19 protein-coding genes are annotated in these 24,558 nt (G+C 70.8%); 13 read left to right on the plus strand and 6 right to left on the minus strand.

Annotated features, from left to right (window positions below; translation table 11 throughout):
- The first annotated feature begins 130 nt into the window (after nucleotides 1-130).
- Together OG371_RS16250 and OG371_RS16255 are read left to right on the plus strand one after the other, a co-directional pair.
- Entirely contained in the window at nucleotides 131-985 is an 855-nt protein-coding gene (locus OG371_RS16250) for a hypothetical protein (RefSeq protein ID WP_329073102.1), read from the plus strand.
- Nucleotides 982-1,638, plus strand: a complete 657-nt coding sequence (locus OG371_RS16255; RefSeq protein ID WP_329070074.1) for an IclR family transcriptional regulator — start codon at nucleotides 982-984, stop codon at nucleotides 1,636-1,638. Before OG371_RS16250 ends, OG371_RS16255 begins: the two co-directional genes overlap by 4 nt.
- Nucleotides 1,639-1,675: 37 nt before the next feature.
- Here the strand turns inward: OG371_RS16255 and OG371_RS16260 are convergent, their stop codons facing one another.
- Together OG371_RS16260 and OG371_RS16265 are read right to left on the minus strand one after the other, a co-directional pair.
- Entirely contained in the window at nucleotides 1,676-2,362 is a 687-nt protein-coding gene (locus OG371_RS16260) for a DUF998 domain-containing protein (RefSeq protein ID WP_329070076.1), read from the minus strand.
- 156 nt (nucleotides 2,363-2,518) lie between these two features.
- Complete coding sequence (locus OG371_RS16265) at nucleotides 2,519-3,115, minus strand: TMEM165/GDT1 family protein (protein ID WP_329070078.1); 597 nt, start codon at nucleotides 3,113-3,115, stop codon at nucleotides 2,519-2,521.
- A gap of 172 nt (nucleotides 3,116-3,287) precedes the next feature.
- Between OG371_RS16265 and cutA the strand changes: the two genes are divergently transcribed.
- The 6 genes from cutA to OG371_RS16295 all read left to right on the plus strand — a co-directional run bounded on the left by cutA (nucleotide 3,288) and on the right by OG371_RS16295 (nucleotide 13,979).
- Nucleotides 3,288-3,608 carry a divalent-cation tolerance protein CutA gene (gene cutA / locus OG371_RS16270; RefSeq protein ID WP_329070081.1) on the plus strand — a complete coding sequence of 107 codons (321 nt, stop codon included), beginning with the start codon at nucleotides 3,288-3,290 and terminating at the stop codon, nucleotides 3,606-3,608.
- A gap of 201 nt (nucleotides 3,609-3,809) precedes the next feature.
- Nucleotides 3,810-5,306, plus strand: coding sequence for a cytochrome ubiquinol oxidase subunit I (locus OG371_RS16275; RefSeq protein ID WP_329070083.1), 1,497 nt, complete (start codon nucleotides 3,810-3,812; stop codon nucleotides 5,304-5,306).
- Between the two features lie 195 nt (nucleotides 5,307-5,501).
- Nucleotides 5,502-6,509, plus strand: coding sequence for a cytochrome d ubiquinol oxidase subunit II (gene cydB / locus OG371_RS16280; RefSeq protein WP_329070084.1), 1,008 nt, complete (start codon nucleotides 5,502-5,504; stop codon nucleotides 6,507-6,509).
- Nucleotides 6,506-10,264 (plus strand): thiol reductant ABC exporter subunit CydD, encoded by a 3,759-nt coding sequence (cydD, locus tag OG371_RS16285; protein ID WP_442876115.1) that lies wholly within the window; start codon nucleotides 6,506-6,508, stop codon nucleotides 10,262-10,264. Before cydB ends, cydD begins: the two co-directional genes overlap by 4 nt.
- A gap of 53 nt (nucleotides 10,265-10,317) precedes the next feature.
- Nucleotides 10,318-11,460 (plus strand): GAF domain-containing sensor histidine kinase, encoded by a 1,143-nt coding sequence (locus tag OG371_RS16290; RefSeq protein ID WP_329070086.1) that lies wholly within the window; start codon nucleotides 10,318-10,320, stop codon nucleotides 11,458-11,460.
- 350 nt (nucleotides 11,461-11,810) lie between these two features.
- Nucleotides 11,811-13,979, plus strand: coding sequence for a hypothetical protein (locus OG371_RS16295; protein WP_329070088.1), 2,169 nt, complete (start codon nucleotides 11,811-11,813; stop codon nucleotides 13,977-13,979).
- A gap of 357 nt (nucleotides 13,980-14,336) precedes the next feature.
- Here OG371_RS16295 and OG371_RS16300 read toward each other — a convergent pair whose 3' ends face one another.
- Together OG371_RS16300 and OG371_RS16305 are read right to left on the minus strand one after the other, a co-directional pair.
- Nucleotides 14,337-15,863, minus strand: coding sequence for a hypothetical protein (locus tag OG371_RS16300; protein ID WP_329070090.1), 1,527 nt, complete (start codon nucleotides 15,861-15,863; stop codon nucleotides 14,337-14,339).
- Between the two features lie 71 nt (nucleotides 15,864-15,934).
- A complete protein-coding gene (locus OG371_RS16305) occupies nucleotides 15,935-16,561 on the minus strand; it encodes a response regulator transcription factor (RefSeq protein ID WP_329070092.1) in 627 nt (208 codons plus the stop codon).
- Nucleotides 16,562-16,801: 240 nt separating this feature from the next.
- Here OG371_RS16305 and OG371_RS16310 point away from each other — a divergent pair, with 240 nt between their 5' ends.
- A complete protein-coding gene (locus tag OG371_RS16310) occupies nucleotides 16,802-17,296 on the plus strand; it encodes an excalibur calcium-binding domain-containing protein (protein ID WP_329070094.1) in 495 nt (164 codons plus the stop codon).
- Nucleotides 17,296-17,955, plus strand: coding sequence for a class F sortase (locus OG371_RS16315; RefSeq protein ID WP_329070096.1), 660 nt, complete (start codon nucleotides 17,296-17,298; stop codon nucleotides 17,953-17,955). The genes OG371_RS16310 and OG371_RS16315 overlap by 1 nt, the downstream gene beginning before the upstream one ends.
- 26 nt (nucleotides 17,956-17,981) lie before the next feature.
- On the opposite strand, the gene OG371_RS16320 is transcribed toward OG371_RS16315, so the two are convergent.
- Complete coding sequence (locus OG371_RS16320) at nucleotides 17,982-18,794, minus strand: thermonuclease family protein (RefSeq protein WP_329070098.1); 813 nt, start codon at nucleotides 18,792-18,794, stop codon at nucleotides 17,982-17,984.
- A gap of 235 nt (nucleotides 18,795-19,029) precedes the next feature.
- On the opposite strand from OG371_RS16320, the gene OG371_RS16325 reads away from it, so the two are divergent.
- Nucleotides 19,030-20,874, plus strand: a complete 1,845-nt coding sequence (locus OG371_RS16325; protein WP_329070100.1) for an exonuclease domain-containing protein — start codon at nucleotides 19,030-19,032, stop codon at nucleotides 20,872-20,874.
- 7 nt (nucleotides 20,875-20,881) lie between these two features.
- Here the strand turns inward: OG371_RS16325 and OG371_RS16330 are convergent, their stop codons facing one another.
- Nucleotides 20,882-21,202, minus strand: coding sequence for a nucleotide pyrophosphohydrolase (locus OG371_RS16330; RefSeq protein WP_329070102.1), 321 nt, complete (start codon nucleotides 21,200-21,202; stop codon nucleotides 20,882-20,884).
- A gap of 147 nt (nucleotides 21,203-21,349) precedes the next feature.
- Here OG371_RS16330 and OG371_RS16335 point away from each other — a divergent pair, with 147 nt between their 5' ends.
- Nucleotides 21,350-22,687 carry a DUF6880 family protein gene (locus OG371_RS16335; protein ID WP_442876116.1) on the plus strand — a complete coding sequence of 446 codons (1,338 nt, stop codon included), beginning with the start codon at nucleotides 21,350-21,352 and terminating at the stop codon, nucleotides 22,685-22,687.
- Between the two features lie 104 nt (nucleotides 22,688-22,791).
- Complete coding sequence (locus tag OG371_RS16340) at nucleotides 22,792-24,336, plus strand: hypothetical protein (protein WP_329070104.1); 1,545 nt, start codon at nucleotides 22,792-22,794, stop codon at nucleotides 24,334-24,336.
- The last annotated feature ends 222 nt before the right edge of the window (nucleotides 24,337-24,558 follow it).

A 24,558-nucleotide genomic window follows, 5' to 3' on the forward strand; every position in this document is an offset into this window, starting at 1 on the left:
GCCGACCTGCCGTTAACGCGGCATCCCCGCGTCCCAGGGAAGAGATCAACAAGCATCGAAAGGCGTCCGCAGAGCGAACGATTTTGTCCTGTTGTCGTACGCTACTAGCGTGTCAGTCGTGTCAAGCGCTGTGGAACTCACGCCCCCCGGCCCCCGTGGAATTCCTCCCCTGTTCGCGCGGCTAGTCGACGACTCGGCGCTCTTCCCGCCCGCCGACGCCGCCATGCCCGAAGCCCTCCGTGCGCACTTCGCGTCGCGGACCGGTGAACACGCTGGTGTACTGGGGGTTTTCCTCTGTCAGGCCTCGCGGCTGCCGGAGCTGATCACCGAGCTGATCAAGATCAAGCCGAAGGAGCCGCTGCCGCTGTCACTGATCATCGACACCGGCCTCGGCGGCGTCCCGAAGGCCATCTCGATCGTCGAATCCCGCGACGAGCTGCTGTCCCTGCGGATGGTGGAGATGCCGGCGCCGTCGGACGTCGACGAGGTATGGCTGGAGCGGGTCTCCGAGTTCGTGCCCGAGGACGTGATCCGCGTCGTCGAGCCGCGGCGCGGGGTCGGCTGGCTCGACGGCGTGCGCAAGGTGATCGAGCACGGCAGCTGGCCGAAGATCCGCTGCGGCGGCCAGGCGGGGGAGAACTTCCCGAGCGTCGACGAGGTCGCGGACTTCCTGGCCGTGGTCAGCGGCGCGCCCGGCGCGTCGTTCAAGGCCACGAACAGCCTGCACCGCGCCGTCCGGCACACGGACCCGGACAGCGGCTTCACGCATCACGGCTTCCTGAACCTGATCGTCGCGTCCGCGCGCTGCCTCTCGGGCGGCGACGTGCGCGAGGCGCTGGAGTCGACGGACGGGCAGGCGCTGGCCGACGAGGCCCGCGGGCTTTCCGAGCCGGCCGCGAAGGCCGTGCGAGAGCTCTTCGCGTCCTACGCGGCGGCTTCGTTCGACGAGCCGGTCGCCGACCTGGGCGAGCTAGAGCTGTTGTGACGAGGGAGGGGTCGCTGACCCTCGACCGCGGGCTGGCGCTGCTGCAGGCGGTGGCCGACGCGGGCGAGGAGGCGGCGACCATCTCCGAGCTGGCCGTCTCGATCGGCGCCAGCCGCGCGGCCGTCTACCGGCTGCTGGTGCCGTTGTCCGAGCGCGGCCTGATCTGGCGTGACGGCACGAAGGTGCGGCTCGGCGTCGGCGTGCTGCGGCTGGCCGGGCAGGTGCTGCCGCAGCTGCGCGAGGCGGCCCGGCCCGTGCTGCGCGAGCTGGCGGAGAAGGTGGGCGCCACCGCGCACCTGACCGTGGCGCAGGGCGATCTGGCGCAGGCCGTGGCCGTGGTGGAGCCGTCGTGGACCAGCTACCACGTCGCGTACCGCGTGGGCAGCAGACACGCGCTCAACGCGGGCGCGGCGGGCCGGGCGATCGGGCTGCGGCCGGGCGGCGACGGCTGGGTGAGTTCGACGAGTGAGCCGGAGGCCGGCGCGTCCGGCCTCGCGGCGCCGGTGCGTGGCGTGCCTGCGCTGCGGGCGAGCGTCGGCGTGGTGTCGCTGGAGCCGTTGGCCGGCGCCGAAGTGGGCCCGCAGGTGCTCGCGGCGGCCGCAAGCCTGGCCGAAGTGCTTCGGACGGACGCTTACCAAAAAGGCCGGAAGTAAGCCGACGGACCAGCGCGAACTGCTTTGGGTCGGACGCTCAGCCGGCGGACTGGCGCCGCGACGCCACCAGCAGCGGCCGCACCATCGTGACCAGCAGCGCGAGGTCCACGGTGAACAGCAGCCGCTCGAACAGCCCGAGCGTCACCTCCTGCTTCGCCGGGCCCGTGATCAGCGTGAACACGAAGCCGCCGAGCACGATCAGCACGCTGGCGAAGCTCGCGACGGCGAGGCGCCGGATCGTCGTGCGCCGCGGCTCCCACGGGCAGGTTTCGCGCGCGGGCCGCGTGAGCAGCCACGCGGCCGCGGGCAGCGCGAGGAACGCGATGATCGCGGCGACGTTGTGCAGCTGGCCGTCGAACGAGCGCGCCTGTCCGTCGGGATCGACGGGGACGGTCGCGCAGATCGTCAGGCCCGCGCACCACACGCCGAGCAGCGCGACGACGGCCGGGGACCGGCGGGCTTTCACCAGGCCGACCAGCAGCGCCAGTGAACCCAGCGCGAGCGCGAGGCACATCGCGCTGAACAACGGCGCGGCCGAGCGTCCGCCGAGGTGGCCGTAGACGTACTCCGAAAGCGTCTGCCAAACCGGGCTGACCTGCGCGGACAGCCTCAGGTGCAGATCGGTCGCGATGGCCACGGCGACGGCGATGCCGGCGACCGCGAGCCGGCCGGGCACGGGGGACACGACGGCGCGGGCGGTCGTGGCGAGCGCGGGTTTCGGCATCGGGCTGGCTCCGGGTCCTCATGGCGGAGCCAGAGGCCGTTAACCTCGTGCTCGCTTGCTGGTTCCCGGCAGGCTACCTGGACGCCCTGTGAAGTGGCTGTGGCCGCGCGTCGGCGAGTGTCTGGCTCAGGCCGGCTCGGGTCGGGCCAGGCCGGCTCAGAAGGCCAGCTGCGCCACGGCGAACAGCGCGAACCCGGCGAACACGAACCCGGCGACGCGCTGGATCAGCTTGGGCCGGATGCGGTCGCGGATCTTCGCGCCGATGAACACGGCGAGCCCGGCCACGGAGACCAGCGCGACGAACGCGCCCACGCCCACGGCGACCGGGTTGCCCAGCCGCGCGGCGAGGCCCGCGGTGGCCAGCTGCGACGCGTCGCCCCACTCGGCGGCGAAGAGCACGCCGAACGACGTCAGCGCCGAGCGTAGGAAGGACAGCTGCGGCCCTTTGCGCGAAGCGTCGCTGCCTGCTTCGTCGGCTTCGCTGAATCCCTCACGCAGGAGCATGACCGCGCCGATGCCGAACATTCCGGCCACCAGCAACGAAACCACGAGGTCCGGGAGAAGTGTCAGAACACTGCCGAACGCGACAGCGATCACGCATTGCAGCGCGAAGGCCACGCAGACTCCGGCGAACACCGGCCAGGCCCGGAAACGGGTGGTGAGCACCAGCGTCGCGACCAGGGTCTTGTCGGGCAGTTCCACCGCCAGGACCAGGCCGAACGCGCTGAGCAGGGCTACAAGAGCGGGAGACATGGTTGGTGCGCACCCCTTTCACTGCAACGATAAAGGAGTGTTCAGGAAAGACGCAATCTTATGGGTTTCGCGAATTGCCCGGTAAGGGTTGGTGAATAGTGTTTGCCGGGCGTCCTGATTATTTTCTTCGGCACGCCGAATTCTGGTTTCCGACTGCGGTACCGTGCGGGGCATGTCTGTGGACCACGTGGTCGTCATGACCACTGTCGACTCCGAAGCCGCTGCCCGGACGCTCGCCGCGAGCGCCGTCGAAGCCCGCCTCGCCGCCTGCGCCCAGATCGTGGGCCCCATCACGAGCGTCTTCCGATGGGAGGGCGAGGTCCGCACGGACGCGGAGTGGCGAGTCGAGTGCAAGACCGCCGGCGACCGCGCCGGCGCGCTGGAGGAATTCCTCAACGTGCGGCACACCTACGACCTCCCGGAGATCGTCGTGACGCCCATCGTCGGCGGCAGCCCGGCCTACCTGTCCTGGCTGGTCGAAGAGACCCGGTGACCCGTTCGTGTACTAAGTGGACACTTCCGCCGATGGTCCGGTCCGGCCGGTCGTCCCGGCCGGGAACCGCTGGTACTGCGGGAATCCGGCGGGCGCGAGGCGGACGTCACGTCGCCGGTGGCTGGTTCGGGACGTAGGTCCCGCATAGTTCGGGACGTGGTGAACTGGCCGCCGCCGGGGCGCCGGAGTTAGCTCGGGTACGTGGATGTCCTTGAGCTCGCGCGGTGGCAGTTCGGCATCACCACCGTCTACCACTTCCTGATGGTCCCGCTGACCATCGGCCTCTCGGTGCTCGTCGCGGCGATGCAGACCGCCTGGGTCCGTACCGGCGAACCGCGGCACCTGAAGATGACGAAGTTCTGGGGGAAGCTGCTGCTGGTCAACTTCGCCATGGGCGTGGTGACCGGTATCGTGCAGGAGTTCCAGTTCGGGATGAGCTGGAGCGCCTACTCCCGCTTCGTCGGCGACGTGTTCGGCGCGCCGCTGGCGATGGAGGGGCTGGTCGCGTTCTTCGTGGAGTCGACCTTCCTCGGCCTGTGGATATTCGGGTGGGACCGGCTGCCGAAGAAGGTCCACCTGGCGTGCGCGTGGGCGTTCTCGCTCGCGACGATGGCCTCGGCCTACTTCATCCTGGCCGCCAACTCGTGGATGCAGCACCCCGTCGGCGTCGAGTTCGTCAACGGCAAGCCGACGATGAACTCCATCGGCGCGGTGCTGACGAACAACACGGCGCTGGCCGCGATCCCGCACACGCTGGCGGGCGCGTTCTCAGTGGTGGCGGCGTTCCTGGTGGGCGTCGCGGGCTGGCACCTGTGGCGGCGTCGCTCGTCGTCGGACGAGCACCGCGAGGTCTGGCGCTCGTCGCTGCGGCTCGGCGGCTGGGTCGGCGTGGTCGCGTTCGCGGTGCTGGCCATCACCGGTGACACGCAGGGCAAGCTGATGTTCGAGCAGCAGCCGATGAAGATGGCCTCGGCCGAGGCGTTGTGCCACACCGAGGCGCCGGCGAGCTTCTCGATCCTGGCGATCGGCGACGTCGCGAACGCGAACTGCGAGGACGTCAAGACGTTCACCGTGCCGGCGCTGCTGTCCTTCCTCGCCCACAACGACTTCTCCACCGAGGTCAAGGGTGTGGAAAACCTGGTGGGCGAGTACCAGGCGAAGTACGGGTCGAACTACCCGAACGACCCGGACCTGGGCCCGCTGGCCGGCAAGCCGATCGACTACGTGCCCAACCTGCCCGTCACGTACTGGGGTTTCCGCGCCATGATCGGCTTCGGCGCGATCTCCGCGGGCATCGGCGTGCTGGCCCTGTGGCTCACCCGGCGCGGCCGGATCCCGCGCGGGCGCTGGTTCCCGCTCATGGTGCTCGGCGGCATCGCGACGCCGTTCATCGGCAACAGCGCGGGCTGGATCTTCACCGAAATGGGTCGCCAGCCGTTTGTGGTGGCGCCCAACCCGACCGGCGTCGACGGCATGTGGATGTTCACGGCGGAGGCGGTGTCGAAGCTTTCGGTGGGCGAGGTGTGGACGTCGCTGATCTCGCTGAGCTTGCTCTACCTGGTGCTGGGGGTGGTCGAGCTGTACCTGATGCGCAAGTACGTCCGGGGCGGCGTCGACGCCGTGATGCCCCCGCCCCGGCCGCCCGATCAGGACTCCGGCTCGGACTCCGATGACGACACCCTTTCGTTCGCGTACTGAGGCGGTGAACCGGATGTGGACGACCGATCGTGGCGACGGGCCGGCGGGCTCCGCGCAAGCCGCCAAATGGTCAACCCAGCGTGTTCGGACAGTCACCTTCCTGAGTTACCCACAGTCGGTCTGTGGACAACTCGGCCAGGTGTGGATAACTCAGGGCCACCGTCCTGGGTCCGTGCTAACGGGAGGTGAACAGCGATGACACTCGAGACGGTCTGGTTCGTGGTCATCGCCGCGTTCTGGCTGGGGTACCTGTTCCTCGAAGGGTTCGACTTCGGCGTCGGGATGCTGCTGCCCGTGCTCGGCCGGGACAACACCGAGCGCCGGGTCATGGTCAACACCATCGGGCCGGTGTGGGACGGCAACGAGGTCTGGCTGATCGTCGCGGCGGGAGCGACCTTCGCGGCGTTCCCCGGGTGGTACGCGTCGCTGTTCTCGGGCGCGTACCTGCCCCTGCTCCTCGTGCTGCTCGCGCTCATCGGGCGCGGCGTGGCGTTCGAGTACCGCGGCAAGGTCGACTCCGAGCGCTGGCGCCGCACCTGGGACCGGGTGATCATGATCGGCTCGTGGGTCCCGCCGCTCGGCGTCGGGCTGCTGCTCTCGACGACTGTGCTCGGCCTGCCGCTCGACGCGGCCGGCAACCGCGTCGGGACGCCGTTCGAGTCGGTTCGCTGGGACACGCTGCTGGGCGCGCTCGCCGTCGCCGGGTTCTCGCTGGTGCACGGGGCCGCGTTCCTCGCCCTCAAGACGTCCGGCGACCTGCGCGAACGCGCCCGGCTGCTGGCGATGAAGATGCTGCCGGTCGCGTTGCTGCCGATGGTCGCCTTCCTGGTGGTCGTGCAGTCGCGCGAGGGCTCGCTGTGGACGTTGCTGACGCTTGTGGTCAGTGTCCTTGCCGCAATCGTCGCGTGGCTGCGGCTGCGCGCCGACCGTGACGGGCAGGCGTTCGCCGCGCTCGGCGTGGTCATCGCGGCGGCCGCGGTGACGTTCTTCGGCGCGCTCTACCCGGACGTCCTGCCGTCCACCCTCGACCCGGCGCACTCGCTGACCGTCGCCAACGCGTCGGCCAGCCCGTACGCGCTGACGGTGATCACCTGGGTCGCCGCCTTCGGCGCGCCGGCCGTGCTGATCTACCAAGGCTGGACCTACTGGGTCTTCCGCAAGCGCATCGGCGTCGAGCACATCCCGGCGGTGCACGCACCATGACCAGGCTTCCCGGCCGCGCACCCCTTTCCGCCACGCGGTCCACAATGGACCCGGTGCGGCCGGGCAAGGGTCCGCTCGGCGCGCTCCCGGCTCTCGGGCCGGCCGCGCGCCGAGCACTGATCCTGGTCGCCGTCCTGTCTCTGGTCAACGCCGCTTTCCTGGTGGCACAAGCGTTCCTGCTGGCGGACGTGCTCGCGTCCGTGGTCTCTACAGGGATCGGGGGCCGCACCGCCCAGCTGGCCGCCCTGTTCGCGCTGGTCGCGGGCCGGGCGCTCACCGGCTGGGCGGTGCGGGTGGTCTCCGCGCGGGCGGCCGCCACCGCGCAGCAGGACCTGCGCGCCCGGGTCGTCGACCACGCGCTGCGGCTCGGCCCGGAATGGCTCGCCCGCAGCGGCCACGGCGAACTCACCACCCTCGTCACCCGCGGCCTGGACGCGCTCGACGCGTACTTCCGCGAGTACCTGCCGGCCCTGGTCACCGCCGCGGTGGTCCCGCTCGCGGCGGGCGCGGCGATCCTGTGGACAGACTGGCCGTCGGCGCTGATCGTCGCTGGGACCGTCCCACTTTTGCCGATGTTCGCGATCCTGGTGGGCAAGTACACGGCCGATCGGGTGGCGGGCGCGACCGACGCGGTCCACCGGATGTCCGGGCGGCTGCTCGAACTCGTGCGCGCGCTGCCAGTGCTGGCCGCGTTTCGCCGGGCGGAGGCGCAGGCCGAGACCGTGCGCAAACTGTCCGAACGGCACCGCCGCGCCACGCTGAAGACGCTGCGGGTCGCGTTCTCCTCGGCGTTTGTGCTGGAACTGGCCGCGACGCTCTCGGTCGCGCTCGTCGCGGTGGTGATCGGCGTCCGGCTGGTGTCGGGCTCGCTGCCGCTCGCCATCGGGCTGGGTGTGCTGATCCTCGTGCCCGAGTGCTACCAGCCGTTGCGGGCCGTCGGCGCGGCGTTCCACTCCAGCGAGGACGGGGTGGAGGCGGTGCGCCGGGTCACGGCCGTGCTCGCCGAGCCTGTCCACAGGGTGGGGACCCAGGTTGCCCCCTGTGGATCACTCGTTGTGTCGGACCTAAGCGTCGCGCGCCGGGGTGGGTTCGCCCCCGACGGCGAGACCTTCTCGGTTCGCCGTGGCGAGACGGTCTGGCTGCGCGCGCCGAGCGGTGGTGGCAAGTCGACGACGTTGGCCACGCTGCTGGGTTTTGTGCCCGCGTATGACGGATCCGTGGCGATCGGCGGTGGTGAGCCGGGCGCTGTCGAGCTGGCGGACGTCGATCTGGAGCGCTGGCGTCGTGACGTCGCGTGGGTGCCGCAGTCGCCGGTTTTCAGCGGTGGCACGGTGCGTGAGGAGCTGGCGGGGCCGGAGATCGACGAGGTGCTCGGCGAGCTGGGGCTCGACGGGCTCGCGGACCGGCCCGTCGACCGGCTTTCCCTGGGGCAGCGGCAGCGGGTGGCGGTCGCGCGGGCGTTGCTGAAGGTCCGTTCGGGAGCGTGGCTGCTCCTGCTTGACGAGCCAACGGCGCACCTCGATGAGGCGAACGCCGCGCGGGTCCTGGACGCCGTCCAGCGGGCGGTGGACGGCGGGGCCGCGGCGGTCATCGCGGCGCACGAGCGGACGGCGGCGCTGGACGTCGTCGAAGAATCCTTGCCGCATAACGAATCTCCGGCTGTTCGGACGTCTTCGGGCCGGCCGCTGGCGTGGCGCCTCCTGCTGGATCGTCGGTTGTTCGGCGGCGCGGTGCTCGGCGCGGTCGCGTTGCTGGCGGGGGTCGCGCTGACGGCGACGTCCGGCTGGCTGATCGCGACGGCGTCGCTGCGGCCGCCGATCCTCACGTTGACCGTGGCCGTGGTCGGGGTGCGCGCGTTCGGGCTCGGCCGCGCCGGGCTGCGGTACGCCGAGCGGCTGGTCACGCACGACGCGGCGTTCCGGATCGCCGGACGGCTGCGGGTGCGGCTGTGGGATTCGCTGGTCCGGTTGGGTCCGGCGCGTGGCCTCGGCGCGGGCGAGGGCCAGCGGCGGCTGGTGACGGACGTCGACACGGTCCGCGACTTGCTGCCGCGGGTGGTGTCGCCGCCGATTGTCGTCGGGCTGGTGGCGGTGGGCGCGATCGTGGTGCAGACGTGGGTGCTGCCGTCGGCGGGCTTGGTGTTGGCGGGGGCCGTGGCACTGGGGCTGCTGGCGCCGGCCGTCGCGCTGCGCGTGGAGCGCCGTGCAACTTCGGCGCTCGCAGCCGGCCGTCGTGACGTGGCTGCGCGTGTTTTGGTGCTGTTCTCGTCGTCGGCGGAATTGCTGGCTTACGGCACCGCATCCGCGCGCCGCCGAGACCTGGCTTCCCTAGACGAGCGCCTCGCCGCCGACACCCGTCGCCAGGCTTTCGGCGCCGGCGCGGGCGACGCTGTGATCGTCCTAGCCACCGGCGTCGCGACGGTGGTGAGCACAATGCTGGCCGGCCAAGCCGTCGCGGCGGGGCAGTTGGCGGGGGTGTTGGCGCCGCTGCTGGCGTTGGTGCCGCTGGCGCTGGCGGAGGTCCTCGCGCTCCTGCCCCCGGCCGCTGCCCATGTGGATACCTTGCGCCAGGCGCGTGCGCGTCTTGCGGAGGTCATGACCGATGACTCGCCGGGCGTGGCTTCGCTTCGGAGTGGGGCTGTGGATGGTGGGTCGGGCGCCGATGGCGCTTCGCCGGTTGGGGTCGCGCCCGCGGGTTTACCGGGCACGGCTTCGCTGCGGGGTGGGGGCTCGGGGGCTGTGGATGGTGGGGAGCGCGCCGAGGGTTCGGGGCCAGTGGGCTGTGGGTTGTGCGCTGAGGCGGGCGGGGTCGTTGTGCGGGGGGCGGCGTTCGGGTGGCCTGGTGGGGATGTGGTGCTTCGCGGGGTCGATCTGGAGGTCGCGGCGGGGAGTTACGTGGCGGTGGTCGGGGCCAGTGGCGCGGGGAAGTCGACGTTGGTGGCGGCTTTGCTCGGGTTTCTGGCGCCGCGTGAGGGAGAGATTGTGGTGCCGGAGCGGGTGGCGTGGGCGCCGCAGGAGCCGATGCTCGTTTCGACGACCGTCGCGGAGAATTTGCGGCTCGCGGATCCCACTGCGACGGAGCCGGAACTGCGTCGGGTGCTGGAGCTGGCCGAGCTGGCTGACCTCGACCCGTCGACGATGCTCGACAGTGCCGGCGCCGGGCTTTCCGGCGGGCAGGCGCAGCGGGTCGCGCTCGCGCGGGCGTTGCTGGCGGCTCCCAACGCGGACCTCGTCCTGCTCGACGAGCCCACCGCGCACCTCGACGAGCCGACCGCCCACGCGCTGCGCACCACCCTGCGCACGGAGCTCGCCGGCCGCACCGTCGTGCACGTCACGCACACCGCGGAGGAGGCTCGAGCTGCCGACGTCGCGTACGAAGTCCGCGACGGCCGGGTCATCCGCACAGACATGACCGGTGCTGCCGATCCGGGCCGACGCGCCCCGAATGGCGAAAGTGATCCGGCAGTTCCTGCCAAGGCTGCGGTCCACGGCAGCTGGCGAGGCACCACTGGGGAGCGCGGCATGGGAGGAGATGGGGCTGGGGCGCTCGACGGACGGGGCGGCGTCGATGAGGGACGTGTCGTCGGGCGAGATGCCTCTGAGGTGCGCGACAGTCGGCGCGGAGCCGATGGGGAACGTGGCATCGGGCGGGATGGCGATGGGGTGCACGACACCCGTGGCGTCGATGAAGGACACAGCGTCGGGCGGGACGGGGTAGGGACCCAGGTGGCCGAGGATGCCGGGGTGGGTTGGTGACCGTCACGATTCCGGGGCAGGGGGCGGGGGTCACGCTAGGGTCGGTACTGCTTATGGACCCGACTCTTGCCGCGCGCGCACTGTCCGCCGCTACCGAGATCACCAGCACCGCGCTTTCCGGGGACGACCCCGAGGCGGTGCTGGACACCGTTGTGGCGCGAGCCGCCGAGCTGGCCGACGCCGATCTCGGTCTGGCCATGGTCAGTGCGGACGACGGGCGCGTAGTGGTTGAGGCCGCGCATGACGTCAGTGGTGCCGAAGACACGCTGCGCGGACTGACCCTGCCGGCCGACTCCGCCGCCGGGCGGGTCGCGCGCGGGGGCGAGCCGGTGGCCAGCGAGAACTTCCTCGTGGACCCGCGCACCGCGCCGTACGTGCCCGACGAACTCCGCGGTTACGGCCCGTTCGCCGCCGCGCCCTTCGGCTCTGGGGGACGGGTGCTGGGCGCGCTCACCGTCTACCGGAGGCAGGGGAGCGAACCGTTTTCCGCGGGCACCGTCGAGATGCTCGCGGCGTTCGCGGCGCAGGCGGGTGTGGTGCTCGCGCTCGCGGAGGGCGCCAACGCCCGCCACCGCGTGACGCTCTACCAGGAGCGAGAGCGCATCGCCCGCGAGCTGCACGACGTGATCGTGCAACGGCTCTACGGCGCCGGCATGCAGCTCGACCGCGTCCGCCGGAACATGCGCAAGCGCTTCGCCCAGGCGGACGGCGCGCGGCTTTCGGACGCCATCGACCAGCTCGACCAGACCATCGAGGAGATCCGCGGCACCGTCCGCGCGCTCCGCTCACCCGAGCCGCGCCACGACACCGGCACCCCCGCCGACCTCGCCGAATCAGCGCGCGGCGAAGTCCGGATCGCCGGTGAACTGCTCGGCTACCCGCCGACCCTCGAACTCTCCGGCGAGTTCGCCGACGTACCCGCCGTTCCGGCCGACCACATCCGCGCGGCCCTGCGCGAGGCACTGTCCAATGTGGTCAGACACTCGGGCGCCAGCGAGACGCGCGTCTCCCTCACTCGGGACGCCGAGGGCGTGAAACTCCGCGTGCGCGACAACGGTTCCGGCGTGCCCCAGGGTGTCGCCACCCGGGGTCTGCGGCACCTCGCCGAGCGCGCCGACGCGGCCGGCGGGAAGTTCTTCATCAACTCCTCGCCGAGCCTGGGCACGCTCGTCGCCTTTGATCTTCCCTTGGACTAGCCGTGCCCCGGGCACGACCACAGCTCACGACGTTCCGGCTTGCGCTCTCCGACGGCTCTAGCCTTCCCGCGTCATGTGCGGCGCTCCTTCCTTTCCGGCGAACCGATCCCCAGTGCGGCGAGCGGAGGCCCGCCGTTCATCTGGTGAAGATGGTATCGGGAAATCGAACATGTATTCGACTCTCGAAAGAGTGAAGTTGAGGTGGCTGGTTTACCCGAACCGTGGCGTTCGGTGACCGAGGACGGTCGTCGATCGGCCAGTCGGTCGGTTTCGGGGCAGGTTTTCACGGTCCGTGACGCCCCTCACCTTCGCTGCTAGCGTGGGCGGCACGACTCGGGAGGGGGCCGTCGGTGGCCGACGACGCGCTGCAGACAGAAGTGATCAAGCAGAGTGTCGCGCTGGCATTCACCGTCGGCGGCAAGGTGGCCGAGTACCTGTGGGGCAAGGTGACCAAGCGCTTCGGTGACGACCCGGTGGCGCTGGAGAAGGCCGTCGAACGGCTGTTGGAGAAGAACCCTGAAGCCGCCCGTGAGCTGCGGGAACTGATTGACGCCGAGCTGTCGAACGACCGCGCCAAGCCGCAGATCCCGGTGTCCTCGCCGCACTTCGTCGACCGGGTCGCGACGTGGCAGCAGATGCGCGGCGCCACCGGAACCGCCGTCCTCTCCGGCCCGTCCGGGATCGGGAAAACCGCGCTGGCGCAGCACTTCGCGCAACACACCGCCAGCTCGTACCCGGACGGGGCGATGCTCCTCGACCTCGCCGACTTCCGCGACGGACCCGGAATGCCGTTGGGGCGCAACCGGATCAAGGCCGCGGTGCTGGCGCGGCTGGGCGTCGAATTGATCAGCGCGTCCGACGAGAGCCTGGCCGCCCAGTACGTGACGGTGCTCGCCCCGAAGCGGCTGCTGCTCGTGTTCGACAACGCCGAGGGCGTCGAGGATCTCCACGGGCTCGTGCCGCCGGCGCCGATGAGCCTGGTGCTGGCACTGACCGCGGGCCCGGTCGACGACTTCGTGTTCGAGTTCGCGCAGCAGGTTCCGCTCGGGCAGCTGGAGCCCGGCAGCGACCGCCAGCTGCTCGAGGCTCTCTGCGGGATCGACCTTGTGCAGCGGGATCCCCAAGGCGCGCAAGACCTTCTGGCGCACTGTGATCGCTTCCCGGCCGTGCTGGTCGCGGCGGCTCACCTGGTTCGCAGTCGGGAAGGGCTCGTCGCGTTGCCCCTCGGGGCCGTCGCCGAGGAACTGCGCGGAGGCGGGTCGCTCGGCAAGGTGAGCCGTGGTTTCGACGAGGTGCTCGCCGGGCTTCCCGCGGATTCGGCGGAACTCTGCCGCTTGCTGACGGTCTTTCCCGGCCCGAGTTTCACCCTCGAGGCGGCCACGGCGATCGCCGGACGGCCGGAAGTCCTGTCCAGGCTCGCCGACCTGCGGGCGCAGGTTCTCGTGACTGTCGATCCGGACAATCGGCTGCGGCTGGGGAACCAGGCGCGCGAAGCTGTGCGACGGGCCGGGGACACCAGCGGCACCGACGACGCGTTCGTACGGCTCGTCAACTTCTACCGTGACTGGTCGGTGCGCGCCGACGTGGAGCCGCGGTTATGGCTGTACGAGCGGAATTTGCCACCGGAAGCGGCGGAGCCGGCCTTCCCCGGACGACCCGTGGACTGGCTCGCGGCGGAGCTGCCGGCGTTGCGGGCGCTGGCCCGGCCGGCGTTCGAACGAGGGCTGCACGTTCAGCTCACGCAGATCTGCGGGGCGCTGGAGATTGTCGGGCTGCACCGCGGGTTTCATCGTGAGCTGCTCGAAATCGAGGAGCAGGGCGCCCGGGCGGCGAAAGAGATGGAGGACCACGCGCTGCTGGCGCGGATTCTCAGCCAGCGGGCGCGGCTGTTCTCGCTGATGGGCGAGTTCGACCGGGCCGCACCCGAGTTTGCCCGCACTGAGGCGGCGCTCGCGAACGTCGCCGATCCGGGGACGGCGGTCAACCAGCAGCTGCGGGCGTCGGTATCCGAGTTTCACGGGCTGTTCCACCGTGAGCAGGGACAGTTCGATGAGTCGGCGCGGTGGTTCGGCGCGGCGCTCGAGATCAGCCGCGGCCTCGACGCGATTGGCCGGCGAGGTCGCGGGCTGCACGCGCGGATGCTGGCGAACGTGCTGCTGCTGCGCGGCGGGGACGGATCCGAGATCAGGCGCTTGCTGACCGAGGCCGACGAATGTGTGGAGGAGGGTCGGAACCGCGACCGCGCGCAGGTCCGGCTCGTCGAGGCGAAGTTGCTGATCAGTGAGGGTCGGCCGCAGGTGGCAGTCGACCGTCTCCACGAGGCTTGGCGGCTCGCCAACGCCGCTGGCAGCAACCAGTACGACCTCGAGATCGCCGAGACCCTCGGCGACGCCGAATGGCGCACGGCACGGCCGGAGACGGCGCGGCAGCACTGGCTCGGGGTGTGGCAGCGGTACTCGGCGGCTGGGCATCCGGCGCGGGCGCGGCTTTACGGGAAGCTGCTTTACGGGCTTCGGTGAGGCTGCGCGGGCGGGTGTGGAGCCTTGCGGGCTTTGGTCAGGTTGCGTGGGCGGGCGTGGGGCGTGCTGATTTCGTTGCTGGGCGGGAGTGTGGCGACGCGACTGCGGCTGGTTGCACGTTCCGCGGGCAGGCGGCTGGGGGTCAGCGGGGGCGGGTCTGCCAGGGGAAGCAGGGCTGACAGGGGAGGCGCCGGTCTGCGGGGAGACATGAGTTCGCGTGGAGGCGCCGGTCTGCGGGGAGGCACCGGGCCATGGGGGAGCGCTGGTCCACGTGAAGCACAGGGTCTGTGGGGAAGAGCGGAAACGCAGGTCGGCGAGGAAGCGTGCGTCGCGGGGAAGCGCGGGTCACACGGTGCGTTAGGTGGCTTCGGCGGTCATCAGGCGGTTGCCCAGGCGGAAGCGCAGGGTCGTCAAGGGAAGGTTTCGCACCACGTGCCAGTAAGCGGCTGAGGCGACGGCCAGTGGGTCGACGTCGGGGGGAGCTGTGAGGGTTGTTGTGGTGCCGTCGTCGGTGCGGATCAGGCAGTGGCCCGGGGCGGTGGCGGCGATCAGACGGGCGGTTGGGCGGCGGCGGGCGGTTTCGGCGGACCAAGCCGGGAAGTCGTCCGTTCGGTCCCTGTGGATGATTGCGGCGCCTTCCAGGTCGGCGAGTGTGGACAACTCGGCGTGCGCGACCACGTGAGCACTGGGCAGGGGCTCACCGGTGTGGGGGACCGCGGCCGGAAAGCGGGTGATGGCCAGCGTGGAGCCCTCGTTGTGGACACTCACACGCAACGTCGTCGGCGGGCGGACCTGTGGAGCGGGGTCTTCCACAGGTGGAAAAACGGCCGGCCGGGGCGGTTCCGTCAGGTCGAGCATGTCGTACAGCAGCGGGCGGAGGATTTCCGCGCACTTGCCCGGGTACTCCACAGCCTGTTCGGCGATACCGGGGACCGGGCCGGCCTCGATCGTGGCGGTGATCTGAACTGCTAGGTCGGACCTAACGAGTCTGGGGGCCTTGGTGAGCAGTTCCGCGAGCGGGGAGCCGTTCACCACGGTGTCCGAGACCGGGCTGCCGATGATCACGGGGACGCCGGCCGCCGTTGCGTAGAGGGGCATCGAGCCGCAATCGGAGACCACGCAGTCGGCGGAGAGCAGCGTCGCCTGCCAGCCGTGTTGGGGCGGGATGACGGTGAGTCCGCCGCGGATCGCTGTGGCCAGGGCGGCCCGGACCTGGAACGGGCTGTGCGCCGACCAGACCGCGGGGTGCAGCACCAGGCTCACGCGGTACTCGTCCAGGGGCAGCTCAGCCAGAAACCGTTGGGGCACAAGGTGATCGGCGCCGAGCAGGGAGTCTGGGCCCCACGTCGACGCGAGCACGACGTGGGTCCGCGAGTCCGCGCCGAGCAGCCGCCGGAAGTGCGGCACCCGGTGGGCGCTGGCCAGCATGCGGTCGTGGCACGGGTCGCCGATGACGACGGTGGGCGGGGCGGCCCCGTCGAGGTGGCGCAGCTGGTTGCCGTGCGAGAGCCCGAGCCGCAGGCGCTCGCCGCGTAACCGCGACGGGTTCAGGCCGGACACGACCTCGGTGCGTGGGTAGTACTTCTGGTGCCCGATCCCGTGCGGGATCAGCAGCACCGGCGACGGCAGCTCGGCCAGGTCGTCGTTCTCACTCGCCGCGATCGCCAGGTCGAACCCAGGTTTGACGGCCTGTGCCCACGGCACCACGTGTGTCCCCAGGCTGTGGAGGAATTCCGGCAGCCCGGCACTGAAGATCGCTGGGTTCAACCCATCGAAAGTGAAGACGACCTGGACCCGGGGGTCGTCCTCGAACAGCGACAGCACGTCGAGCAGACGCGTCACGGTGGTGACCGTCCGCGCGACCACCAGCACGCGTCGTTCCACGCCGAAGGTCAGCCAGTGTCCGTACGCCGGATCAGTCGGAAACGACGGGGGGGGGGTGCGCTTTTCCGGCATCACTTGCCGCGGCGGGCGATCCAGGCGGCGGCCTGGGTGCGGCGTTGCATGCCGAGCTTGGCGAGGACCGAGGTGACGTAGTTCTTGACCGTTTTCTCGGCCAGGAAGAGGCGTTCGGCGATCTCGCGGTTGGACATGCCCTGGCCGATGAGCTCCAGCACGTCGCGCTCGCGGTCGGTGAGGGCGGCGAGGTCGTCCGTGGGCGGGTGGCGGAGCTTGTCCAGCACCCGCGCGGTGCTGAGCGGGTCGAGCAGGGAACGGCCGGCGGCCACCTCGCGCACGGCGTTGACCACGTCCTGGCCCCGCACCTGCTTGAGCAGATAACCCGACGCGCCCGCCATGATCGCGCCGACCATGGCCTCCTCGTCGTCGAACGCGGTGAGCATCAGGCAGGCCGGCGGGCTGGGCTTGGACCGCAGCTCGCGGCAGAGGGTGATGCCGTCGCCGTCGCCGAGGCGGACGTCCACCACGGCCACGTCCGGCTCGACGTGCATCGCCACCGCCAGCGCCTCCTCGACGCTGCCGGCCTCGGCGACGACCTCGATGTCGGCCTCGTCGCCGAGAAGGTCGCGCAGGCCGCGGCGGACCAGTTCGTGGTCGTCGACGAGCAGCACCTGGATCGGCATACCCCCAGGTTACGGGGTGTGCGAGCGGCGTGGCCGCCCTCGTGCCCGACGCCACGGACGCGCCGCGGCGGGAAGCCCGTCCGGTGCGGGCGAAAAAATCACCGGATAGACCCGATCGAGTGGACGGATCGCCATTTCCGGAACGGTGGACGTTTACCGGGAAATCGCCCGTAACAGTCCTCGGGGAATTCCGATACTTACCACGCATCAACCCCGTTTTCCCTCGGAAGGACCACTCCGTTGTCCTCATTTCGTCGTGTCTTCGGCCTGGTCGGCGTCGTCGCCGGGCTGACCTTGATCGCGCCGGTCCAGCTGGCCTTCGCGCAGGTCGGAGACAAGAACTGCAGCGACTTCACCTACCAGGAAGACGCGCAGGCCGTGCTCGACCAAGACAAGTCAGACCCGAACGGACTGGATGGCAACAACAACGGAGTGGCGTGTGAATCGCTGCCGCACCGGCTCACTCAGAGCAGCGCTCCGACGTCGTCGCAAAATCCGTCTCAGGGTGGCTCCGGCACTTCCGTGACAATTCCGGAAACGTCCACGACCACTTCCACCCGCGTTCCGGTGAAGACCGCGCCGCAGGTGAAGGTGAAGCCCGTCGGCGGCGTCGCGACCGGCGGCGGCGAGCCGGACCAGGGTGGTGACGGCGGCTTCCTCATCGGCGCCGGGGTCCTGCTCGCGGCCGGCGCGTCCGGCGGGATGGTGCTCTACCTGCGCCGTCGTCCGAGCTGATGCGGGTCCGCGCGCTGCTGGTCGGCGCCCTTCTCGCCGTGGCGGTGGCGGTGCTGCTGATCGCCGCGTTCCTCCGGGCGCCGTCCCCGACCGACGGCGTGCAGCCGGTCCTCGCGACGGGCGGGCCGCCGACGTCGGTGAGCGCGCCGCCGGTGCCGTCGGCCACGCGGCTACCGGTCGCGAAGGTGCAGACGCCGTCGAAGCCCGCGGCGCTCGAGATCCCGGCCATCGGTGTGCACGTCGACCACCTCGTCGAGCTGGGCCTCACCACTGACGGCGCTCTCGAGGTGCCGAAGGACGCGCTGACCGCCGGCTGGTTCACCGGCGGCCCCGCGCCCGGCCAGGTCGGCCCCGCGGTGGTCGCGGCGCACGTCGACTACCGCAAGGTGCCCGGGGTTTTCTTCCGCCTCAAGGACATGCGCCCCGGCGAGCAGGTCGTGGTCAACCGCGCGGACCGCACCAGCGCCGTGTTCACCGTGTACCGCGTCGACCGTTATCCGAAGTCGCAGTTCCCGACCGACCGCGTTTACGGCGACACCCCGACCCCGGAACTGCGCCTCATCACCTGCGGCGGCGACTTCGATCACTCGACCGGGAACTACCGGGACAATGTCGTGGTTTACGCGCGGCTCGCGCAGGCCTATCTCACTACCCCGTGAGTCGGAAAATGATTCCCGGGCGGAATTCACTCGCAGGCCACGCCGTCGCCGTCGCGGTCCAGCGCTTTTCGGTAGCCGGGCTCGCCGACGTACAGCGGCGCGGCACCGGCGGCCTTCGCGGCGGTGCAGTTTTTGTAGTAGACGGACGAGGAATTGTCGGGTGCCGGGACCTGCTTTTCGGTCGTCGGCGCGGGCGCCGGTTTCTCCGCGACGGGTGCGGGCGCGGGGACGGCCGGGGGTGCGGGCGGTGCGGGCGTCGGCGCGTCGATGTTGCCGTTGCAGGGGGCGGCCCAGAGGCCGACGGCCGTCTGGCTGGCCGTGTTCTGCAGCGACTGAAGTGACGTCGAGACGGCGTCGGCGGCGTACTTGGCGAAGCCGCCGGAGATCGCGGCGGTTGCGTAGTCGGTGCCGTCGGCCAGGGCCAGCGCCACACCGGTGGTGGTGTCGGTGGTGAGCTGGACCGTGGCGCCGGCGAGTTTCGCGGTCGCCCAGCTCAGCGTTTCCGCTGCGTAACAGTTGTTCCCGGTCGGGACGGTGACGCCGAGGACGTGCACGGTGCGATGGGTCCCGTCGCTGCCGGCGAGTTCGACGGTGGCGCCGTCGGTCACTTTGCCGACAGTGAACGTGGCTGGTGGCGGCGGAGTGGTCGACGAGGGCGTCGCCGAGGTCGTGGCCGGCACAGGAGCCGGCGGGGCCGCGAGGGGCTGCGTCGGCGTTTCGGGGGCCTTGCCGAAGATCGCGCCCAGGACGAACAGGACCACGAAAACGCCGAGCGTGGCCATCAGCCACTTCGGAAATCGCCGCCCGGGGCGCGCCGCGGAGGCAGGAGTGGAATGCATTCGGGAATTCCTCGTTCCTCAAGGGCGAGCTGGTGAGGATATTTTCGCGGGAAAACCCGGCCGCGTTACGGGGATGACGTGCAGTTGGCGTGAAAATGTCCAGTGTCACTCGAACGGTCCTGGTTTATCGTCACAGGGGAGTCACGGATTCGGTGAACCGGTGGAAATGATGTCACATTCGACGGGCCGTGGACGATCTTCATCCGAACCTCCCCCGGCAGAAAGTACGTTGGCCATGGCCGAGTTGATCGAATTCTTGCCGCTTACGCGAGACGGACGGGTTTCCGCGCGCGAAGCCGACTTCACCGCGATCGACGTGAAGACCACGGGCCTGCGCACGGGCCGCGTCGTCGAACTCGGGGTCGTGCGCGTTCGCGCGGACGGGACGGTGCGCGGCGAGTTGGCGACACTCGTCTCGCCGGGGTACCCGCTGCCGCCCGGGCCGCATCGGATCAGCGGGGACGAGCTGGCCGGGGCGCCGTCGTTCGGCGACGTGCTCGGGCCGTTGCTCGATTTGTGCCGTGGCGCTGTGCTCGTGGCGCACGATCTGCCGTTGACGTCGGGATTCCTGGCCGCGGAAATCGCGCGGCTGGGCGGCCGGCTGCCGGTGCTGCCCGGGGTTTCGACGATGCGCGCGGCGCAGGAGGTGGTGCGCCTGCCGAACTACCGGCTGGGCACGATCGCGCGGGCGCTCGGCATCGGCGACTACCCGCCGTACCTCGCGTCGGCTTCGGCGCAGGTGTGCGCGCGGGTGGTGACCACGCTCATCGGCGTGCACGGCCTCGGTTTCACGGCACTGCCGAGGTTCCCGGAGCTGCCTCGGTTCGCGCCCGGCGGCCGGATCGTCCGGCGACCGGACGTGCCCGTCGTCGAGAACGGCTGGATGTCGGGCGTGGTCGACCGGGTCGTCGCCGAGCCTTCCGATCCGACGGTGGCGCAGGCGTATCTGGACCTGCTCGCGGAGTCCGTCGGCGACCAGCACCTGTCGGAAGCAGAGGTGTGGGCGCTGGCCGGTCTCGCGGCCGACGCCGGGATGACCGAGCTGGATGTTCGGCGCATCCACGAGAGTTTTGTGTCCGCCCTGCGCTCGGTCGCGGCGGCGGATGGCGTGGTGACGGCGGCGGAGCACGGCGAACTTCGCCAGGTCGCGGCGGCTCTGGGCGTCCCCGAGGTTGTCGCGGGGCTTCGTCCCACGGCTAACGGGAGGGCGACGCGCGTGCTGGTTCTCGGGACCACGGCGGCGGCGGATCGGCTGCGCGCCCGCGTGCTCGACGAGGGCGTGCAGCTGGCGAAGAAGTTGACGGCTTCGGTTACCCATCTCGCGTACGACGACGGTGTGCCGACGGGTGAGCCGCGGCTGGCGCGGGCTGCCGAGTTGGGGGCTGAGGTGGTGCCGGTCGGGGAGGCGACGGTCGCGCTGGGGTTTGAGACGGGTGTGTCCGTGGCGGCGCGAGGTTCGGCGGGGGAGCCGGTGTGGCCGGTCGCGGAGCCGGCCGAGATGGCGCGGCCGCGGGAGGAAATGCGGTGGCAGAACGAAACGGGGCCACCGGAGTCGACGCCGTGGCAGGGCCCGACACAACCGGAGGAGTCGACGCCGCGGCAGGAGCAAACACGGCCGCAGAAGCCGACATGGTGGCAGGAGGAAACGCGACCGGAAGAGCCAGCACGGCCGGAGGAGTCGCCGCGGTCGCGGGAGGAAGCGCAGCGGCAGGAGGAAACGCGACCGGAAGTGCCGACGCGGCGGCAAGAGGAAACGCGGCAATTCGCGCCGGTGGCGGTCCCCGCGCCGCGTGTCGAGCCGGTTATCAGCGACGTTGCCATGACCGCAGCGCAGCCCGTTGATCCTCCGCCCGCCGGTCTCGCGGCCGCGCCGAGCCGGGACGCGGCGAAGGTGGCGTCCACGGTGGCGGCACGGTTCATGATCGGGATCGGGCTGATGCTGATGTTCGTCACGGTCCTCGCGATGTTCGGCGGAGCGGGGGTGGGCGCGGGGATCCCGCTCGCCGTCATCGGGGTCGGCCTGGTGATCGGGGGCTGGCTGGTCGGGGAGAAGAGCCAACGGCCGCCCGAAGGTGCTTGAGCGAAGGTCACCGCTCCACTGGCGGGAAACGGGTTTCGTTGCGGTCGATCTTCGCGTTGGCGGCGGCGAGCAGGTCGATGCCCAGCGAGTCGGCGAGGCTGAGCAGGTAGAGGGTGACGTCGGCGATCTCGTCCTGGACGTTGAACTCCATGGCCGGGTCGGTGCGCCAGGCGGCGGCCTCTTCGGGCGTCAGCCATTGGAACAGCGAGATCAGCTCGCCCATTTCGCCGGACAGCGCCATGACGAGATTCTTCGGGGTGTGGAACGGTTCCCAGTCGCGGGCGGCGGCGAAGTCGCGGAGGCGCTGGATGAGGTCCTCAAGGTTCACCGGGACTGACTACCACGCCGGTCACGGCGGGCCGAAAGCCGCATATCCGCAGGCCGCGGGGCGGTGACCCGCGGTGCGCGACTGCTCCGGAAAGAGCACGCAGTTGGCCCACACGCACGACAGAGGCCATGCGGCAGACTGATGCGCGTGACTGGTCCCCCGGATCTGCGGCCTTACCTGCGTACGTTGGACGCGGAAACGCTGGCGGAGCTGCTCTACGCCCAGGCTCAGCGTGACCCTGAGTTACGACATTCACTCGAATTGCGCGCCGCCACCCAATCCGGTGACGTCACGGAGGCGCACCGGCTGCTCGACACCGCGGTGTCCGACGGCAACATGGAGTACACCGCGAAGGTCGGCGCGGTGCTGGACACGCTGCAGCGGCTGCTGGACGCGGACAGCCGCGCGGACCTCGCCCCGTTGGCGCGCCGCACGGTCGACGACATCGGCGAGATGCTGGAGCAGTCCGGGGACCCGTCGGGTGACCTCAGTGACCGGCTGGAGCGTGCCGTCGAGCTGTACGCGCGGGCGTGCGTCGCGCGGCCGCCGGATCCCGACCAGCTGGCCGACTGGATCCTCGAGGTCGAGTTCGAGGGGCTCGGACGGCCCGTGATCGAGCTGGCCGAGTTCGCGAAAGCGTTGGGGGACCGTGGACTCGACCGGATCAAGTCCACTGTGGACGATATTGTCGCGGCCGGCGCCACCGGGTACCGGCGGGACGTCGCGGAGCGGCTGCTGGAGGAGCTGGCCGAGGTTCGCGGGGACGTCGACGGGCTTGTTGCGATCTTGTCCGCGAAGCCGCCGCGGGTGGACGTCAGCCTGAAGATCGTGCGGGTGCTTCGCGCGGCCGGACGGCACAGCGAGGCCATCGCTCACGCCGCGCGAGCGCTCACGCCGCACAAGGCGCCCGCGCCGCCGGAGCCCGAGGACGAGACGGTTGCCTTGCGCCGCAAGGAGTTCGACGCCGAGCCGGGGCAGGTCACCTACCTCGCGTTGCGGGAGGCGTCGGTCGAAGCCGGTGTCTGGTCCGTACAGCGTGTCGGCGCTTTGAAGCAGCTTCGCGAGTGCGCGGGCGAAACTGAGGAAGGCGCCGAGGAGTTGGCGCGCGCCCTGCTCGCCGAAGGACGGCCGGACGAGGCGTGGCGCGCGTGCGTGCGCTTCGGCGGCTCGCTGGACCTGCGCGTCGAGCTGGCCGCGCTGCGCGAAGCCGAACACCCGGCCGAGACGATCCCCGTTTACCGCACCCAGGTCGAGCGGCTGATCGAGCAGAAGGACCCGCAGTCCTACCGCGAAGCGGCGAAGCACCTGAAGAAGCTGCGGACGCTGCACAAGCGCGCGGGGACGGCGGAGGAGTTCACCGGCTATCTGGCCGATCTGGTGACCGTGCACCGGCGCAAGACGCGGCTGATCGCCGAGGTGCGCGCGGCCCGGATCGCGCTGCCCAAACCCCGTGATCAGCCTGCCACGGACTCGTTGACCAGCTGAAACGTGGCCGCTCCCCCGACTGGAGAGCCGGAACTACGAGCGGGCCCGTCGCGACCAAGCTCCCGCGAGTCCGCGCCGGTGCCCTCGATGCAACGATGTTCGGCATGAGCCCGGTGAGTCGCGCCCGCAAGAAGAACCCGCAGCCCGCAGCGCACAGCGTGAACGGTCTGTTCAAGGACGTCCTCCGGGACTTCTCCGGATTGGCGGCCGAGCCCGGCCCGTTCGACGTCGAGCTGCTCGCGTCCGAGGTGCTCGGCCAGTGGTGGGACCTGGTGATCGAGGGTGACGCCGAGGGCGGCGAGCAGCTCGGGCTGGAGCTGATCGCGTTCGCGCAGCGCAAGATCACGCCCGGGGCGGCGGCGCTGCTGGCCGCGTTGAAGGTCGTCGCGGAGACCGACGAGGAGCGCACGGCGGCGGCCGACGCGCTCGGCGTGGTGCTGGGCCGCGGCATTCCGGAGCCGGAGTGGGCGGCTTCGGTCGGCCAGGTGACGGTCGGCGAGTGCTGGCGCACCGGCGACGTCTACGGCGACGAGTCCTCGCTGCTGTGTGTGTTCTCGCGCGGCGACGCGACGTTGGGGCTGTTGGCGCTGCTGGACTTCACCGAGCGCGGCCGGGTGCGCGACCTCGTGGTCATCGACGCGCCGATCGAGGTGCTGACCGAGATGCGCGCGCAGGCCGCGGAGGACGCGGAGCTGGTGGTGCTGGACAAGATCGAGCCCGCGGACGCGCACCGGCTGCTCGTCGACGGCATCGCGGAGACTGACGGGATGGAGGAGCCCGAGGTCGGCGCGGACTACGCGCGGTTCCACGCGATCGCGCTGACCTGGTGCCGGGCGCTGCCTGAGCCGTCGGCATCGGTCGAGGTCCAGGAGTGGACGGCCGCGCAGCGTGAGGCGGCGGCGGACGAGTTCGTCGCGGCGTCCGGGCTGCAGGAGCGGGAGATCGCGCGCTTGCTCGTGGACGACGGGTGTGAGACCGAGCCGGCGAACCCGCTGCGCGTCGGGCCCGAGAAGCTGGCGCGGTTCCTCGAAGCGCTGCTCGGCGGCGAGTACGAGCTGGAGGACGAGGACGCGTTGGCGCCGGTGGTGCTGGCGTGGGCCGCGTGGGCGGGTGCGCGCGACGGGCTTTCGGAGGTCGCGGTGGCGGCGCTGGTCGCGGACGTCACCGAGTACCTGGAGGAGTACCTCGCCGAGGAGCCGGACGAGGACGAGCCGAACGACTACCTCGACGGCACCGAAGCGCCGGAGGAGGTGCTGGCCGTGGTCGAGCGTCGCCGCTTCGCGGTGCCTTCGCTGAACACGGTGATCGGCGACGAGGAGCTGACCGACCTCGACCCGGGCGACCCGGAGCAGCGCCGCCTGCTGGTGATCGGCGAGCACCCGGAATACCACGAATCCCTGGCGGACGACTCCTTCGACGGCGAGCCGCGCCTGCACCTGGCCCTGAAGACGACCCTGGTCGACCAGCTCTGGGACGACTCCCCCGAGGAGGTCTGGCCGGCGGCCCTGCGGCTGGCCGAGCGCGGCCTCTCGCGCGACGAGGTGCTGGGGGAACTGGTCGCGGTGCTGGAGGGCCAGCTGGAGGAAACCGGGGAAGACCGGCTCGACTACGACTTGGACGGGTATCGAGAGGCGTTGGACCGGGTCTGACTCGGGACTGAGCCTCTCGGCACTGAGCTCCCGGCGCTGCGCCCCCGGCCCTCACCCCCGCAACGAAACCCCCGCCCACCTCGGGGGGCGTCCCACGTCCAGTCTATCGGGCGGGGGTGCTGGGGCCGGGGTTTCGATGGGGCTGGGGGGTGAGTTGTCCACATCCGGGGGTGGCTGTGGATAGAGGGGCGGCGGCCTAGGCGGTCGGCCCGGTCGGGCCCG

Source organism: Amycolatopsis sp. NBC_01480 (assembly GCF_036227205.1).
In the GTDB taxonomy this organism is placed as follows: Bacteria; Actinomycetota; Actinomycetes; order Mycobacteriales; family Pseudonocardiaceae; genus Amycolatopsis.